The sequence below is a fragment of the Bradyrhizobium sp. HKCCYLS3013 genome, assembly GCF_051167615.1.
Lineage (GTDB): Bacteria > Pseudomonadota > Alphaproteobacteria > Rhizobiales > Xanthobacteraceae > Bradyrhizobium.
The window spans coordinates 103,206-118,375 of record NZ_JBNPTK010000003.1 but is presented as its reverse complement, the minus strand read 5'-3'; the positions used below and the strand labels follow the sequence as shown (position 1 = coordinate 118,375).

Sequence of the window (15,170 nt, the reverse complement as noted above, 5' to 3'; positions counted from 1 at the left end):
TGCAGCTAATGTAACAGATGAGCGACGACGAGAGCAGGGGGAGACATGACGGCGAAGATGACCATCGCGGAGCTGGAAGCGTTCCTGCACGCGGAATTTCCCCAGGCGTTCCGCACCGGCGGCGACATTTCGATCGAGAGCGCCGATGGCAAGAGCTGCCGGATGCGCCAGCGCTTCAACGAGCGCATGTTGCGCCCAGGCGGCACCGTCTCCGGGCCGACACTGATGGCGCTGGCCGATTTCGCGATGTACGTGGTGCTCTTGTCGGCGATCGGCCCGGTCGGGCTCGCCGTGACCACGAATCTCAACATCAACTTCCTGCGCAAGGGCGCGGCCGGCGCCGACGTGCTGGCGGAGGCGCGGCTGCTCAAGCTCGGCAAGCGGCTTGCGGTCGGCGAAGTCACGCTGTTGTCAGGGGAATCGCCTGATCCGATCGCCCATGTCACGGCGACCTATTCCATTCCGAATGCGTAGGGTTTTTGAGGGTATTATTGCACCATATTTGTAAGTCACTGTTTTTATTATATTAATTTCGCGTGGATGGCGTTGACGAATGCAGGCCGCTTCTCTAGAAGCTGCGACCAGTTCGGCGCGTCACCCGCGCCGCATTCTCCCTGTCACGGATATCTCTCATGAAAACCTTTTCGGCAAAGCCGGCCGAGGTCCAGAAGAAGTGGGTCGTCATCGACGCCAAGGGTCTGGTCGTCGGTCGTCTCGCCACGCTGGTCGCGATGCGGCTGCGCGGCAAGCACCTCCCGATCTATACCCCGCACGTCGATTGCGGCGACAACGTCATCATCGTCAATGCCGCGCATGCCGTGCTGACCGGCCGCAAGCGCGAGCAGAAGACGTACTACAAGCACACCGGCTATGTCGGCCACGTCAAGGAGCGCACCGCGCGCCAGATCCTCGAGGGCCGCTTCCCCGAGCGAGTGATCGAGAAGGCCATCGAGCGCATGATCCCGCGCGGCCCGCTCGGCCGCGTGCAGATGGGCAATCTGCGTGTCTATGGCGGACCTGATCATCCGCACGAGGCGCAGAACCCCGAGAAGATCGACATCGCCAAGTTGAACCGCAAGAACACGAGGGCCGCATAAGATGGCCGAAAGCATCCAGTCTCTCGATCAGCTGTCGCAGCTCAAGGGCGCCGTCACGGCCCCGGACGCTCCGAAGTATGAGAAGAAGGTCGACAAGTTCGGCCGCGCCTATGCCACCGGCAAGCGCAAGGACGCGGTCGCCCGCGTCTGGATCAAGCCGGGCTCCGGCAAGGTCACCGTCAACACCCGCGACATCGAGGTCTACTTCGCCCGTCCGGTGCTGCGCATGATGATCGAGCAGCCGATGGTCGTCGCCGCCCGCAAGGGCCAGTACGACGTGATCTGCACGGTCGCCGGCGGCGGTCTGTCCGGCCAGGCCGGCGCGGTGCGTCACGGCCTGTCCAAGGCTCTGACCAATTTCGAGCCGGAGCTGCGCAGCGTCCTCAAGAAGGGCGGCTTCCTGACCCGCGACTCGCGCGTCGTCGAGCGTAAGAAGTACGGCAAGGCCAAGGCCCGCCGCTCCTTCCAGTTCTCGAAGCGCTGATCTCCTGGGTCCGGCTGCGGCCGGATCCGTCAGCTACCAATACGAACGGGCGCCCTCGCGGGCGCCCGTTTTGCTTGGAGGTTGTGTGATCAGGCGTTGGCGCGGCGCGCGGTCAGCCATTGGCTCGGCGCCAGCGGCTTCGACACCACGCGCACCTCTCCGATGCTGCCGATGAAGCCATCGGACGGCGCGCGGTCCCACCAGCCGCAGCCGAGCGCCCAGGGCTGGGACGCTGCGACGCTCGCGATGCCGTTGCCGCCGATCACGCTGCGCACGACCGGCGCGCCCTCGATGTAGAGCACGGTGGAGTTATCGGTGGGGTCGTTGACGATGGCGAGGTGATACCAGGTGTCGAGCATGATCTCGCCGGACCAGTCGGTCTGCGGCTGCCTGGTCGAGCTCGACGGCACGATCTCCCACTGCACCTCGCGGAGGTTGGAGATCGCGAACAGGATCGGCGGCGATTCCGGGTCGCCGCCGGCATAGCCCGGCAGCCAGCCGCGGTTGCCGAAGCGGGTGAGTATGTTGCACCAGGCATGATCGGCCGCCTTCCAGTTCGGATCGATCTTGATGAAGGCCTCGACCGTGTAGCCGGATGCGAAGGTCGCGGCATTGATCGGCGCGTTGGCCGCCGTCGTGAACCAGCTGAAGCGGCCGGCGCCTTGCTTGGTGGTGTTGAGGAACTGAACGCTCCCCGGCGCTGACGACAGGCGGTGCTTGTCGGCGGTGAAGGCCACATCGGCGACCTCCGCGGCACCGGCGAGCGATGCGCGCTGCATTGGGTTGGCGGCGGTGAGGTCCGACAGCGCGGTGCCGGCGGCCACCGCCTTGCCGATCGCCGACGACGCGATCCGCCAATGCGCTGTTGTCTCGGCGATCAGCGGATAGTCCTGTTCGTTCGCGGGCGGCACCACCACCGGCTCCGGCGCCTCGGTGTAGTTGGCATAGAGATCCTGCTTCACCCGCGGCAGGATCGGCGTGCCGGCGAAGGCCGGCAGATGGCAGAAATTGGTGAAGCGTGAAAAACGCCGGCGGAAGTCGATGGCAATCGAGAACTCGTGGTTGTCCTCCGTCAGCCAGGCGCGGTCGAACTGCTTGAGACTGTCCTTCGGCTTCTCGACCACCCAAGGCGAGAACGAGGCGACGTCGATCTTGTTGGCCGTGAAGTCGAACTCGTAGAGCCGCATCAGGCCGTTGCCGCCCTGATAGGCCATCTGATAGTCGACCACCATCTGGTGCACGGGGTTATGGAAGTCGTTGATCTTCGTCAGCAGCGCGCCGCCATGATAGTGGCCGTTGAGCGTCATGAAGATCTGGTCGTTGCTGCGGATCAGCTTCTCCCAGAGGTATTGACCGTAGGCGACCTCGAGCGGGCTCGTGCCGTCATTGGCGATGTTGAGCAACTGGTGGTTGGCGAGGATGACCGGCAGCATCGGGTGCCGCGCGATCATGCTGCGCGCCCAGGCGACGGCGTCGTCCGAGGCACGCCACGACAGCGACAGCACCATGAAGCTGACGCCGCAGGCGTGGAACACATGCGCCTCGTGCCAGCCGCTCGGATGCCGCTCCAGGAAGGTCCGCTGCTTCGCCGCGCGGCTGGCCGGAAACCAGGACAGATACGGCTCCGATGAACCGCGCTGCGCATCGGTGCCCGCGCTCTGGCTCGCCGCGCTCTCGAACTCCAGCGCCGACAGCACGTCGTGATTGCCGGCCAGCACCGAATACGGCCGGCCGGCCCTCTCCAGCAGCTTCATTGCGGCGTCGGCGACGGCCCATTGCTGCGGATGCCTGGACTGGTCGACGACGTCGCCGAGATGGATCGTGAATGGGATGTGATATTTCGCGGCGTTGTCGACAATGAACTGGGTCTGCGCCGGATAGGGCGTGCTGCCATATTGCCGCTGATAGGCCTGGCCTTCCTCGGAGGTCGCATAGCGCGAGTAGAACTGCGTATCGGGGAGGACGGCGAGCGCGAAGCTGGTGGTGACGTGGTGATGATGGTGGTGCATGCGCCAATGCGCGTGCGCGGCCTGGCCCGGCAACAGGCTGGCACCGAGGCCGAGCGCCGAGACGCCCATGGCATTGCGCAGCAGCGTGCGGCGATCGACGCCCTGGGTTGCTTGCGGATCGCGCGACGGATGATTTGGTGCGGCCTGGCTGTCGTATGAATCGTCGTCGAAAGACATTCTCGTCCCCATCGCATGCGACCGATCGCGCTGCTGTCGCGCCGTGGTAGGGAGAGATGATCTCAAATTTGAGAAGGTTTCTTATCGTTTCCATGAGTGTTCGGTGCGGAGCGGGAAACGATTGATTCCACATGCTCAGTTCCGCAACTCTCAATAATTAGCTGCATTTCGTGCAATCAAGGCGGGCGCGCATGGTGCCTGGCGCGATCGGTTTTGAATCCTGTTTGCAGCATTTTGCGCAGCAATTTGCCGACGAGTTGTGCCGAGCTTTTCGAGAAAACTTGGTATCCCAGGCAAACCTCTTTCGAACAGACCGCTCGCTAGGTTGATCGCGACAAGGCCGCGCTAACCAAAGTCTCCGCGCCGCCGCAGCAACCGAGGTGACGGATGGCACTCGACAGCATGACGCTCGACATCGTAGCGACCATGGTCGCGGCGCTGCTTGGCGCCATGTTGCTGCACTTCGGACGGCAGGAGAACACGCCGGCGCTGCGCTGGTGGGGCGCGGCCTATGTCCTCGGCGCGGTCGCGATCGCGCTGTGGACGTTGATCGGCGAGCTCTATGGCGAGGTGGTGTCGCTGTTCCTGAGCTCGATCGGCCTGATCGCCACCGCCATGGTGTGGAACGCCGCGCGCGTGTTTCATGGCAAGCCGCCGAGCGTGCCCGGACTCGTGCTCGGCGCCATCGTCTGGATCGCCAGCGGCATGCTGCTCGATCCCTCGGCGCAGGCGCTGCGGCTGACGATCGGCGCCGCGATCGTCGTGATCTATGCCATGCTCACCGCGGCCGAGCTGTGGCAGGAGCGGCGGCGGTCTCTGCACAAGCGCTGGCCGGCGCTGATCGTGCCGGTGATGCACGGCTTCGTCCTGATGCTGCCGATCCTGCTCGGCAACATGCTGCGCGAGTCCGACGGCGCCTTCGCCGGGGCCTGGGTCACGATCTTCTCGATCGAGCTCGTGCTCTACGCTGTCGGCACCGTGTTCGTGATCTTCATGCTGGTGTCGGAGCGCATCGTCAGCGCCCACAAGCGCGCGGCGACCACCGACCCGCTGACGGGCCTGCTCAATCGGCGCGGCTTTGCCGAGTCCTGCGCGCAACTGATCGAGCGCGAGGCGCGCGAGCAGCGGCCGGTCAGCGTGCTGATCTTCGACATCGATCATTTCAAGTCGATCAACGACCGCTTCGGCCACGCCGAGGGCGATGAGGTCCTGAAGATCTTCGCAGACGTCGTGGTCAACAATCTGCGCCTCACCGATCTCTCGGGCCGGATCGGCGGCGAGGAGTTCGCAGCCCTTCTGCCCTGTTCCATCGAAGAGGCCATGGTCGCCGCCGAGCGTGTCCGCGAGGCGTTCGCGGCCTCCGGGGTGGTGCGCGAGGACCAGCCGGTGGACACCACCGTCAGCATCGGCGTCGCCGGCGGGCCGGGCGGGACCGAACTCGACGTGCTGCTCGCGGCCGCCGATACCGCGCTCTACAAGGCCAAGCGCTCCGGTCGCAACCGGGTCGAAGCGTCGGAGGAGCTGCCGCTGTCGCTCGACCGCTACCGCCGCCAGCGCGCCGCCGCTTCTGCCAGCCTGCCGCAGTCGGAACAGGCGGTATTGTCGAGCTGAGGCGCGGCTTTCGCTCTCCCGAGGTCTGGGCTAGACAAGCGGTCCAACGCCAGGGGAGGCCGACAGACCATGATCACGGAAATCGCCCAGATCGACGTCAAGCCGGGCACGGAGAAGGATTTCGAGGCCGCCGTCGCGAAGGCGCGCGCTGCCTTCGGCCGCTCCAAGGGCTTTCACGGCTTCGAGCTGCACAAGTCGATCGAGAAGCCGCAGCGCTACCGCCTGATGGTGAAGTGGGAGACGCTCGAGAGCCACACGGTCGATTTCCGTGGCTCGGAGAACTTCACCGAATGGCGCGGCCTGGTCGGGCAGTATTTCGCCAGCCCTCCGGATGTCGAGCACACCGAGACGGTGCTGACCTCGGCCGGCTGAGCAGCGCGTAGCCGCTGCTGCCGACGGAACGCCACCATGACGCATGACGATCTGGTCGAGGCCTACTCCGCGGCGGGACGGCACTACCATGATCTTCGCCACATCCAGGACTGCCTGGCCGAGCTCGCTCGCGTTGCCGACCTCAACGTCCGCGACCGCGAGATCCTGACGCTCGCGATCTGGTGGCACGACGTCGTGTATGATCCGACGCGGTCCGACAATGAGGAGCAGAGCGCCGTCCTTGCCGAGCGTCATGTCGCGGCCGATCTGCGCGACGAGGTCGGACGCCTGATCCGGCTGACCCGCACCCACGATGTCGCGCCCGGCGATCGGCTGGGCGCGCTGCTCGTATCGATCGATCTCGCCATTCTCGGCAGCGACGAGGCCAGCTACGACGCCTATGCCGATGCGATCCGGCGCGAATATGCTGATGTGCCGGACGACGCCTACCGCGCCGGGCGCGCGGCGGTGCTAGAGCGCTTCGCAAGCCGCCCCGTGATCTATCCGGATGCGGGCTTTGCCGCCGCGCTCGACCGGAAGGCGCGGAGCAATCTCGCCCGCGAGCTGCGCGGCCTTCGATCCTAAGCGGATCAGCTCAGGCGTTTTTGAACGGCCGCATCAGCGCGGCAATGCAGCCTGCGCAGCATCGCATGAGCGAATGTGGCTTGTGTTTTGCCGTCGCGCGACATGCAATGAGATGACACGCGCGTCGCCATGGCGTGCTCTCATTTTCCGGAACTCCGTCATGCCGATCATCAACCGCGCCGCCGAGCTCGCCGAAGACGCCAAGATCTGGCGCCGCGACTTCCACCAGCATCCCGAGCTGCTCTACGAGGTGCATCGGACGGCCGCGCGCGTTGCCGAGCTGCTGAGGTCGTTCGGCGTCGACGAGGTCGTCGCCGGTATCGGCAGGACCGGCGTGGTCGGCGTCATCCGCGGGCGCGAGCCGTCGCAGCGTGTCATCGGCCTGCGCGCCGACATGGATGCGCTGCCGCTGCAGGAGGTCGGCGACCTCCCGCACAAGTCCACCATTCCAGGCCGGATGCACGCCTGCGGCCATGACGGCCACACCGCGATGCTGCTGGGCGCGGCGCGCTATCTCGCCGAGACGCGCAACTTCGCCGGCACCGCCATCGTCATCTTTCAGCCGGCCGAGGAGGGCGGGGCCGGTGGCCGTGCGATGGTCGAGGACGGCCTGATGGAGCGCTTCGGCATCGAGGAGGTCTATGGCCTGCACAACGCGCCGGGTCTTCCGCTCGGGACCGTCGCGACGCGCACCGGCGCGGTGATGGCCGCGGCCGACACCTTCGAGGTGCGTCTGAAGGGCCTCGGCGGCCACGCGGCGCGGCCGAACAAATGCGTCGATCCGATCATCGCCGGCGCGCAGATCGTGACCGCGCTGCAGACGATCGTGGCGCGCAACGTCGATCCGGTCGAGAGCGCGGTGCTGTCGATCACGCGCTTCCACGCGGGGACGACCGCCGACAACATCATTCCGCAGACCGCGATCATCGGCGGCACCGTGCGCACGCTCGACGAGGACATCCGCCGTTTGATGGACGAGCGCTTCAAGGGCCTCGTGACGGCGCTCGCGAGCGGCATGGGCGTCGAGGCGGAGATCGATTACGAATGGGGGTATCCGGTCGTCATCAACCATGCGGAGCAGACCGCGTTCGCCGCCGACGTGGCGCGCAGCGTCGTCGGGCCGGATCAGGTCATCACCGACATGCCGCCCCGGCTCGGCGGCGAGGACTTCGCCTACATGCTGCAGGCTCGGCCCGGCGCGTTCGTCTTCATGGGCATCGGCGATGGCGCCGGCGTGCATCACCCCGAATATGATTTCAATGACGACGTGATCCCGCACGGCATCAGCTATTGGGCCAAGCTCGTCGAGACCGCGATGCCGGCTGAATAGACAATTAAATCTAGAAAGTGTGTTTTATAAGTATGCAATCATTAATTGCCGTGTGGGTGGCTTCGAAGCAGCGACCGTCCGCTATCTTGCTTGTGTTCGATTTACGTACAAATGTTCGATTTTTCACGGCTAAAACGGCTATTCAATAGAGCTTGGCGCGCCGGAGTGTGGCGACACGGTCACACCTCGTCGCGCGCAGTTCCGGCGATTGTTTCTGCACGTTGAGTTACATTTCCAAGCGTGTCACGGGTAGCCCGGTAGGCCAGATCGGCCTCGTCGATACGGGTTGTCAGTGTGAGGGTTTCGGGACGTTTGGCGTATCGCGCGGACATCGATTGTCTGCGTGCCTTCGCCGTCATTTCGGTGATCGGGTTTCACTATGAGCTGCCGGGCTTCGGCGGCGGATTCGTTGGTGTCGACGTCTTCTTCGTCATCTCCGGATATGTGATCTCGCGGCTGATCTGGGCGGGACTTGCCTCCGACTCGTTCTCCTTCCTGGCGTTCTACGAGCGCAGGGCAAGGCGCCTGCTGCCAGCGCTCTACCTGTTGATCCTGGTGACGGGGATCGTTGGCTACTTTCTGGTGCCGCCGAGCGACTACCGAATGTTCTTCGGGAGCGCGGTATCGACGCTGCTGTTTTCGTCGAACGTCTTCTTCTGGATGGAGACCGGCTACTTCGATCTCCCCACGATGGGAAAGGTCCTGATTCATACGTGGTCACTATCTGTCGAAGAGCAATTCTATTTCTTGTTTCCGGTCATCACCTGGCTATGGAGCAAGCTCTTCCGCGATCCGACGGCGAAGTCCTCGCTCGCTCTCGTCATCTCCGGCACGATGGCGCTGTGTGTTCTCGACGAGCTCTTGATCAAGAATTCGGCCTCCGCAGCGTTCTACCTCGCGCCCCTGCGGGCTTGGGAATTCCTGATCGGAAGCATCGCCTTCTTTCTCCATCAATGGTCGCCAGTCAGGTTCGTGGCGCGCTGCATCTGTGGGCTGATCGGTCTGGCGCTCATAGTGATTCCGGTGGTCATGTTCCGGCCCGAGACCCGTTTTCCAGGGCTGCATGCCCTCATCCCTTGTCTCGGCGCGGCCCTCTCGATCATCGCCTTCAATCAGGATGACGGCAGGCCGCGACTCCTGTTCGAGGATATGGGCACGTTTGTGGGTCGGCTGTCGTATTCGCTCTATCTCTGGCACTGGCCGGTGTTTGTTCTCGGCAGGGCAGCGCTCCCGCTCGACGTCGCGAGTTCGAACGCCGGGACGGTGGCGTTGCTGGCGTCCTCGGTGCTGCTTGCGTACGTGTCCCATGTCACCGTGGAACGGCCCATCCGGGCGCGCATGACCTGGAACGGACTGCGGGTCTCAGGATTGATTGCCGGCGCGGCCGTCGTCCTGATTGCGATCGGCGCCCACGGCTTCTCTCATGAGGGCTATGTGGGACGCTTCCCGCCGTCGCAGGAGCGGATGCTGCGTTACAATGCCCAGGCGATGACGCCGTTCTACCGGACGCACAGCTGCTTTCTGCAGCCCGATGACCCGTTATCGAGCTACGATTTCGGCGCGTGTCTCACGCCAGCGGCAGACAAGCGCAACATTCTGCTCGCCGGTGACAGCATTGCCGCCCACTATGCCTGGGGCCTGCGTGACTACCTTCCCGCGGAGACCTATCACCTGATGCAGCTCACCTCGGCTGCGTGCGCCCCTTTCGTCGAGTTGCGGCAGGAGTTTTCGCGAAGCTGCGATGACGCCAATCGTCTGCTGCGTGAACAGATCAAGGCGCGGACTCCCGCGGCGGTGATCATTTCAGGCAATTGGCGCTGGTACGTGGAAGCCTATGGTCGATCGGCCGCGCCGCGCTTCGACGACCATCTTGGTGCGTTGCTGAAGGAGGCGGAAGACGCGGGCATTCCCGTTCTGTTACTTGGGCCTTCGCTCGAATTCCCGGCTCCGCTGGCTCAGACCCTGTTCAAATACGAACGGACGCATCTGCCGGTCGGCAACGCGCTCACACCCGTGGAGGCATCGTTCAAGGCCGACGACGTACTCCGGGAGATCGCGCGTTCTCATCCCGGCGTACAGTACGTTTCAGTGCTCGATGCGGTCTGCAACATGAGGAATTGTCCGACGAGGATTGATCCGGAAACTCCGATCACCTGGGACATCATTCACCTCACGCCCGAAGGCTCCAAATTCGTCGTGTCGAAATTGAAGCCGCAACTGGATGCATTCCTGAGCAGGCTGAATCCACCGTCTGAGGCTAGACGGAATGAGTTCATAGCAGGGAGCTCGACGGAACCTCAGGATACTTCGTCTCGCATGCGATAGCGGAGCAGGGGCGGCACGACAGACTGCTCCCGGCCAAATTCCCTCAGATCGCGGCGGCGGCGTCCTCGGTGCGGTGGTCGCTCTTGAAATAATCGATCATGACCTTGGCGATCGCCATCAGCGGCAGCGCCAGGGTCAGGCCCCAGACGCCGAACACGATGCCGAGCAGGATCTGGAACGCGAACAGCGTGGCCGGTGGGATGTCCAGCGCCTGGCGCTGGATCAGCGGCGTCAGCACATAGCTCTCCATCGCGTGCACGCCGAGGAACAGCACGAAGGCGCTGACCGCTGCGACCCAGCCGGAGGCAAGGCTCGCCAGCACCACGATGACGCCTGCGATGATCGCGCCGACGGTCGGAATGAACGCCAGCAGGCCGGCCTGGATGCCCAGGATGAACGAGCTCTGCACGCCGATGATGGCAAGGCCGATCCAGGTGACCAGGAAGACCGCGAACATCGTCGTGATCTGGGCGATCAGCCAGCGCTCCAGCGTATAGCTGATGCGGTCGACGATCACGGTGGCCTGGTCGCGGTATTTCGCCGGCGCCAGGAATAGCAATCCGCTGCGATAGACCGCCGGCTGCGCTGCGAAGGCGAGCCCCAGGAACAGCACGATGAAGAAGTTGCCGACGGCGCTGACGGTGCCGAGCAGCAGCTTGAAGGTCTGGCTGACGATGGCGCCGCCGGAGGAGGCCAGCGCGCTTGGCGAGGGCAGGCCGCCCGGCAGGCCATGGGACGGCGTCTGGGTCGGTGTGGTCGAGCCGCCATCAGGCGCGGCAGTGGCCGTGTTCGCAGCGTTGAAGTCGAAGAAGCTGGTGTCGATGCCGTTGCGGTCGAGGAAGCCCTTGATGTTGCCGAGCTGCGACTTGATCGTATCGCTCAGCACCTTGGCCTGCTCCGCGATGGTGGTGCCGCCCAGGAAGACGATGCCGACGAGCACGGCCGCCAGCGCCACGCACACGATGACGAGCCGCGCCGGGTGCGGCCAGGGCAGCACGCGGCCGAGCAGGCTGGTCATCGCGTTAAGCGCGACACCGAGCAGCATGCCGGAGAACAGCAGGAACAGCGCCGCAGCGTAATACCAGCTGAAGGCGAGCGCGGCCATGAACAGGATCACCCCGATGCCGCCCACGGCGATGGCCCAGGCCAGGTCGCTGCGGGCCTGGAGGCGCGGGTCGGCGGGGGCGGTCATGGGGCGTCCTCTGTGCTGATCGGCCCCACACATTGGCGAAAACGGCTGGCGGATCAAGCGCAGGCTTGGGATGGGGTTGCGGCGGGACGCTTGCGGGGTTGTCCGGAATTGGCATTGGCGACCCGCGCCGCCATATGTTGATCCGGCTTTGCGACACAGGCATGATTTGTCGAGGCATGATCTGTGCCTCCGGGCTCATTGGAGATCGAGCCTGAGCTCCCAGGGAGAGAAACGAGGGCCATGAAGCGTCCGGTCGTCGGCGTGATCGGCAACAGCCATCGCGTCGAGAACAGGTTCACCGTACAGATGGTGGGCGAACGCAACCTGAGCGCCGTGGCCGAGGTCGCAGGCGCGCTGCCGCTGATGTTTGCCGGCGTTCCCGAGATCACCGACATCGCCGCGCTGCTCGATGTCGTCGATGGCGTGGTCCTGACCGGCGCCCGTGCCAACGTGCACCCGACCCGCTTCAACACCGAGCCCAGTCTCAAGCACGAGCCCTACGACATCCATCGCGACGAGGTCGCCCTGCAGTTGACGGAGGCTTGCGTCTCCCGAGGCATCCCGCTGTTCGGCATCTGCCGCGGCCTCCAGGAGATGAACGTCGCCTTCGGCGGCTCGCTGCATCCGGAGATCCGCGAGATTCCCGGCCGCATGAACCATCGCATGCCCCGGCTGGAGAATGGCGAGATCCATCCCGATCCGACCGTCATCTTCGCCGACCGCCACGAGGTGCGGCTGACCCCGGGCGGCGCCTTCGCCGGCATCCTCGGCTGCGAGAGCATCAAGGTGAATTCGCTGCACGGCCAGGGCATCCTCGAGCCGGGCGATCGCGTCGTCATCGAGGGCATCGCCGAGGACGGCACCATCGAGGCGATCCGCATTGCCGACGCGCCGAGCTTTGCATTGGGCGTGCAATGGCACGCCGAATACGATCCGCAGAAGAACCCGATCAACCGCAAGCTGTTCGAGGCGTTCGGGGATGCCGTGAGGAAGCGGCGGCAGTCGTCTTGACGTCGGCCTGAACCCGAGATGCGGCGAAACAGACCTAACGATGCCGGCCGCTTTGTTTCGCAGTCTCACAAGGGTTCGTTGATGCGCCATGTCTTGACCGCCGTCCTTGCGCTGGCGGTTGCCAGTCCTGCTTCCGCTCAGACCGCGCCGCCGACCGAAGGGCCGATCACCTGCGCGCTGCCCGTGGCCGCGACCGACACGGCGAAGAGCCTGAAGCAGCGCTATGGCAGTGAAGCCGTGATCGAGGATCTGCCGGGGGCGGAGGGGGAGACCTACAAGGGCCTCGTGCTGTTTCCCCGCGCGATGGACCGCCGGATCGAAGTCGCCTTCATCGAAGACAAGACCGCCACGGTGTCCGGACTGACCCTTCGCGACACCGCCAAGACCAGCCGCTGGACCGTGGCCGGCATTTCGATCGGCGCGAGCCTCGCCGCGGTCCAGAAGGCCAACGGCAAGCCGTTCGTCGTCGCGGGCTTCGGCTGGGACTATGGCGGCTACGTCACCGACTTCAAGAACGGCGCCCTCGGGCGGATGCTGCCGGGCGGCTGCTCGGTGACCGTGCGGTTCGGCACCGAGAAGGATACGCCGCGGGCGCTCTCCGGCGATGGCGTGAAGGTGTCGTCCGACAATCCGGCGCTGCTGAAGCTCGCGCCCGTGGTGACCGAGATCGGAGTCAATTTCGCTGCGAAGTAATCGGAGTCATCCCTCGGCGCCGGCTGAGACTGGTGATCGTCACCACCATTGATCGATCACGATGAGTGTCTGCCTCCGCTCGGCGGAAACCCGTACAGCCGCTGGGCGTTATCGGCGAGGACGCGGTTGCGGGCGGCGGCATCGGGCACCCAGTCGGCCAAGAGGTCGAGCAGCTCGCCGACGTTCATCATGTGGCCGCGGTGCGCGACGTGCGGCCAGTCGGAGCCCCAGACGCAGCGGTCGGGGGCGGCCGCGTGGAGGCGGCGGACGAAGGGGACCGTGTCGGCATAGGGCGGTCCGGCGACCGTGTTGCGGTAGGCGCCGGACAGCTTGACCCAGGCGCCGTCGCGCACCAGCGAGACCAGCGTCTGGAAGCCGGGATCGGCTGTCCCACGCGACACCGGGAAGTGGCCCCAGTGATCGATCACGATCGGCACCGCGAGCCCTTCCAGCCGCGGCGCCAGGGCCGGCAGGTCGGCGGCGTCGATCAGGAACTGCAGGTGCCAGCCGAGCTCGCGGGCGAGCGCGGCGTAGTCGTGCAGCTGATCGAAGCCGATGCCGCCGCCATAGAGAACATTGAGGCGCAAACCGACCACGCCGGCCTGCTGCAACGCCGCCAGCTCGCGGTCCGGCAGGCCGAGCGGGATCACCGCGATGCCGCGCAGCCGCTCGCGGTTGGCGCCCAGCGTCTCGACCATCAGGCTGTTGTCGGTGCCGTGGACGCTGACCTGGACCAGCACGCCATAGGTCATGCCGGTGGCATCGAGCATCGCCAGATAGGAGGCCGCGGTGGCCTCCGGCGGCGTGTAGCTGCGCTCGGCCACGAAGGGATGGCGCGGCGGCAGCCCGATGACATGGGCGTGGGTGTCGACCGCGCCTGGCGGCACGATGAAGCGGGAGGCCCTGCGCGGATGCGGATCGGGCCCCGCGCAGGCGGGAGCCCGATCGGCGTCGGGTGCGATCTCACGCATCGGCGTGCAGCACCTTGCCGCGCGTCTCCGGCAGCGCATAGGCGGCGACGAAGAACAGCGCATAGGCGAACAGAGCGAACAGGCAGATCGCGGTGGCGAGCGAGGTCATCTGCGACAGATAGCCGACCAGGAACGGAAACAGCGCGCCGATGCCGCGGCCGAAATTGTAGCAGAAGCCCTGGCCGGAGCCGCGCAAGCGCGTGGGATAGAGCTCGGTCAGGAACGCGCCCATGCCGGAGAAATAGCCCGAGGCGAAGAAGCCGAGCGGAAAGCCGAGCAGCCACAGCAGCTCGTTCGACAGCGGCAGCTGGGTGTAGGCGGCGACCACGACCATGGCGCCGAGCGAGAACACCAGGAACAGGTTGCGCCGGCCGAAACGATCCGCATACCAGGCGCCGACCAGATAGCCGATGAACGAGCCGATGATGAGCGCGGCGAGATAGCCGGTCGAGCTCACGATCGAGAGCTTGCGCTCGGTGGTGAGGAAGCGCGGCACCCAGAAGGTGATCGCGTAGTAGCCGCCCTGGCAGCCGGTCGCCACCAGCGAGGCGAGAATGGTGGTCTTCAGGATCGGTCCCTGGAAGATCTCCAGGATCGACGGGCGGTCGCCGGCGGCGGCGACCTTGGCGCGTGCGGCGGCCGCGACCTCCGGCTCCTTTACAAAGGCGCGCAGATACAGCACCAGCAGCGCCGGCAAGGCCCCGATCGCGAACATCCACCGCCACGCCTGATCGGCCGGCAGCAGCGAGAACAAGGCGGCTTGCGCCAGCACCGCGAGGCCCCAGCCGACGGCCCAGCCGGACTGCACGCTGCCGACGGCGCGGCCGCGATACTGGGCGCGAATGGTCTCGCCCATCAGCACCGCGCCGGCCGCCCATTCACCGCCGAAGCCGAGTCCGAGCAGGGCTCGCAGCACCAGCAATTGCTCGAAGTTCTGCGCGAACGCGCACAGCAGCGAGAACAGCGAGAACCAGATGATGGTGAACTGCAGCGTCCGGACGCGGCCGATGCGGTCGGCGAGATAGCCCGCCGCCCAGCCGCCGAAGGCCGAGGCGAGCAGCGTCACCGTGCCGGCGAGGCCCGCGGTGCCGGCGTCAACCTTCCACAGCGCGATGATCGTGCCGATCACCAGCGGGTAGATCATGAAGTCCATGCCGTCGAGCGCCCAGCCCGTGGCGCAGGCCCAGAAGGTGCGCCGTTCGGCCGTGGTCATGCCATTGTAGAAGCCGGTGAGGCTCGTATCCTCGATCGGCACCACCGTGTCTGCAGCTGTCGACATCCTCGCCTCCCATGCGCCGCTCTTGTTGAACGGT

General features: G+C 65.4%; 15 protein-coding genes. 10 read left to right on the top strand and 5 right to left on the bottom strand.

Features of this window, described 5'->3' with window-relative positions:
* The first annotated feature begins 45 nt into the window (after positions 1-45).
* The 3 genes from ACQR1F_RS07275 (at position 46) to rpsI (ending at position 1,581) form a co-directional block, all read left to right on the top strand.
* Positions 46-474 carry a PaaI family thioesterase gene (locus ACQR1F_RS07275; RefSeq protein ID WP_315799672.1) on the top strand — a complete coding sequence of 143 codons (429 nt, stop codon included), beginning with the start codon at positions 46-48 and terminating at the stop codon, positions 472-474.
* A 158-nt stretch (positions 475-632) separates the two neighbouring features.
* Positions 633-1,097 carry a 50S ribosomal protein L13 gene (rplM, locus tag ACQR1F_RS07270; RefSeq protein ID WP_315799673.1) on the top strand — a complete coding sequence of 155 codons (465 nt, stop codon included), beginning with the start codon at positions 633-635 and terminating at the stop codon, positions 1,095-1,097.
* 1 nt (position 1,098) lies between these two features.
* Positions 1,099-1,581, top strand: coding sequence for a 30S ribosomal protein S9 (gene rpsI / locus ACQR1F_RS07265; RefSeq protein ID WP_006611043.1), 483 nt, complete (start codon positions 1,099-1,101; stop codon positions 1,579-1,581).
* Positions 1,582-1,670: 89 nt separating this feature from the next.
* Here the strand turns inward: rpsI and ACQR1F_RS07260 are convergent, their stop codons facing one another.
* Positions 1,671-3,767, bottom strand: coding sequence for a LamG-like jellyroll fold domain-containing protein (locus ACQR1F_RS07260; RefSeq protein WP_434912755.1), 2,097 nt, complete (start codon positions 3,765-3,767; stop codon positions 1,671-1,673).
* A 387-nt stretch (positions 3,768-4,154) separates the two neighbouring features.
* Between ACQR1F_RS07260 and ACQR1F_RS07255 the strand changes: the two genes are divergently transcribed.
* The 3 genes from ACQR1F_RS07255 to ACQR1F_RS07245 all read left to right on the top strand — a co-directional run bounded on the left by ACQR1F_RS07255 (position 4,155) and on the right by ACQR1F_RS07245 (position 6,335).
* A complete protein-coding gene (locus tag ACQR1F_RS07255) occupies positions 4,155-5,378 on the top strand; it encodes a GGDEF domain-containing protein (protein WP_315799675.1) in 1,224 nt (407 codons plus the stop codon).
* Between the two features lie 69 nt (positions 5,379-5,447).
* Positions 5,448-5,750, top strand: a complete 303-nt coding sequence (locus ACQR1F_RS07250; protein ID WP_315799676.1) for an antibiotic biosynthesis monooxygenase family protein — start codon at positions 5,448-5,450, stop codon at positions 5,748-5,750.
* A gap of 36 nt (positions 5,751-5,786) precedes the next feature.
* On the top strand, positions 5,787-6,335 hold the full coding sequence (locus ACQR1F_RS07245) for an HD domain-containing protein (RefSeq protein ID WP_315799677.1): 549 nt from the start codon (positions 5,787-5,789) through the stop codon (positions 6,333-6,335).
* Between the two features lie 5 nt (positions 6,336-6,340).
* On the opposite strand, the gene ACQR1F_RS07240 is transcribed toward ACQR1F_RS07245, so the two are convergent.
* Complete coding sequence (locus tag ACQR1F_RS07240) at positions 6,341-6,466, bottom strand: hypothetical protein (protein WP_316237408.1); 126 nt, start codon at positions 6,464-6,466, stop codon at positions 6,341-6,343.
* 29 nt (positions 6,467-6,495) lie between these two features.
* Between ACQR1F_RS07240 and ACQR1F_RS07235 the strand changes: the two genes are divergently transcribed.
* Together ACQR1F_RS07235 and ACQR1F_RS07230 are read left to right on the top strand one after the other, a co-directional pair.
* Positions 6,496-7,665 carry a M20 aminoacylase family protein gene (locus ACQR1F_RS07235; protein ID WP_434912754.1) on the top strand — a complete coding sequence of 390 codons (1,170 nt, stop codon included), beginning with the start codon at positions 6,496-6,498 and terminating at the stop codon, positions 7,663-7,665.
* 312 nt (positions 7,666-7,977) lie between these two features.
* Positions 7,978-9,990 (top strand): acyltransferase family protein, encoded by a 2,013-nt coding sequence (locus ACQR1F_RS07230; protein ID WP_434912753.1) that lies wholly within the window; start codon positions 7,978-7,980, stop codon positions 9,988-9,990.
* A gap of 43 nt (positions 9,991-10,033) precedes the next feature.
* Here the strand turns inward: ACQR1F_RS07230 and ACQR1F_RS07225 are convergent, their stop codons facing one another.
* The gene (locus ACQR1F_RS07225) at positions 10,034-11,182 is read right to left on the bottom strand and encodes an AI-2E family transporter (protein WP_315799679.1); all 1,149 of its coding nucleotides are present in this window, start codon (positions 11,180-11,182) and stop codon (positions 10,034-10,036) included.
* A gap of 240 nt (positions 11,183-11,422) precedes the next feature.
* Here ACQR1F_RS07225 and ACQR1F_RS07220 point away from each other — a divergent pair, with 240 nt between their 5' ends.
* The gene (locus ACQR1F_RS07220) at positions 11,423-12,193 is read left to right on the top strand and encodes a gamma-glutamyl-gamma-aminobutyrate hydrolase family protein (RefSeq protein ID WP_315799680.1); all 771 of its coding nucleotides are present in this window, start codon (positions 11,423-11,425) and stop codon (positions 12,191-12,193) included.
* Positions 12,194-12,274: 81 nt separating this feature from the next.
* Positions 12,275-12,886, top strand: a complete 612-nt coding sequence (locus ACQR1F_RS07215; RefSeq protein WP_434912752.1) for a hypothetical protein — start codon at positions 12,275-12,277, stop codon at positions 12,884-12,886.
* 56 nt (positions 12,887-12,942) lie between these two features.
* On the opposite strand, the gene ACQR1F_RS07210 is transcribed toward ACQR1F_RS07215, so the two are convergent.
* Both ACQR1F_RS07210 and ACQR1F_RS07205 read right to left on the bottom strand, forming a co-directional pair.
* A complete protein-coding gene (locus tag ACQR1F_RS07210) occupies positions 12,943-13,857 on the bottom strand; it encodes an amidohydrolase family protein (protein WP_316217848.1) in 915 nt (304 codons plus the stop codon).
* Complete coding sequence (locus ACQR1F_RS07205) at positions 13,850-15,136, bottom strand: MFS transporter (RefSeq protein ID WP_315799683.1); 1,287 nt, start codon at positions 15,134-15,136, stop codon at positions 13,850-13,852. The genes ACQR1F_RS07210 and ACQR1F_RS07205 overlap by 8 nt, the downstream gene beginning before the upstream one ends.
* Positions 15,137-15,170 lie beyond the last annotated feature (34 nt).

Coding starts and splice junctions, on each gene's coding strand:
- ACQR1F_RS07275 (WP_315799672.1), top strand. CDS start 46: ATGACGGCGAAGATGACCATCGCGGAGCTGGAAGCGTTCCTGCACGCG.
- rplM (WP_315799673.1), top strand. CDS start 633: ATGAAAACCTTTTCGGCAAAGCCGGCCGAGGTCCAGAAGAAGTGGGTC.
- rpsI (WP_006611043.1), top strand. CDS start 1,099: ATGGCCGAAAGCATCCAGTCTCTCGATCAGCTGTCGCAGCTCAAGGGC.
- ACQR1F_RS07260 (WP_434912755.1), bottom strand. CDS start 3,767: ATGTCTTTCGACGACGATTCATACGACAGCCAGGCCGCACCAAATCAT.
- ACQR1F_RS07255 (WP_315799675.1), top strand. CDS start 4,155: ATGGCACTCGACAGCATGACGCTCGACATCGTAGCGACCATGGTCGCG.
- ACQR1F_RS07250 (WP_315799676.1), top strand. CDS start 5,448: ATGATCACGGAAATCGCCCAGATCGACGTCAAGCCGGGCACGGAGAAG.
- ACQR1F_RS07245 (WP_315799677.1), top strand. CDS start 5,787: ATGACGCATGACGATCTGGTCGAGGCCTACTCCGCGGCGGGACGGCAC.
- ACQR1F_RS07240 (WP_316237408.1), bottom strand. CDS start 6,466: ATGGCGACGCGCGTGTCATCTCATTGCATGTCGCGCGACGGCAAAACA.
- ACQR1F_RS07235 (WP_434912754.1), top strand. CDS start 6,496: ATGCCGATCATCAACCGCGCCGCCGAGCTCGCCGAAGACGCCAAGATC.
- ACQR1F_RS07225 (WP_315799679.1), bottom strand. CDS start 11,182: ATGACCGCCCCCGCCGACCCGCGCCTCCAGGCCCGCAGCGACCTGGCC.
- ACQR1F_RS07220 (WP_315799680.1), top strand. CDS start 11,423: ATGAAGCGTCCGGTCGTCGGCGTGATCGGCAACAGCCATCGCGTCGAG.
- ACQR1F_RS07215 (WP_434912752.1), top strand. CDS start 12,275: ATGCGCCATGTCTTGACCGCCGTCCTTGCGCTGGCGGTTGCCAGTCCT.
- ACQR1F_RS07210 (WP_316217848.1), bottom strand. CDS start 13,857: ATGCGTGAGATCGCACCCGACGCCGATCGGGCTCCCGCCTGCGCGGGG.
- ACQR1F_RS07205 (WP_315799683.1), bottom strand. CDS start 15,136: ATGTCGACAGCTGCAGACACGGTGGTGCCGATCGAGGATACGAGCCTC.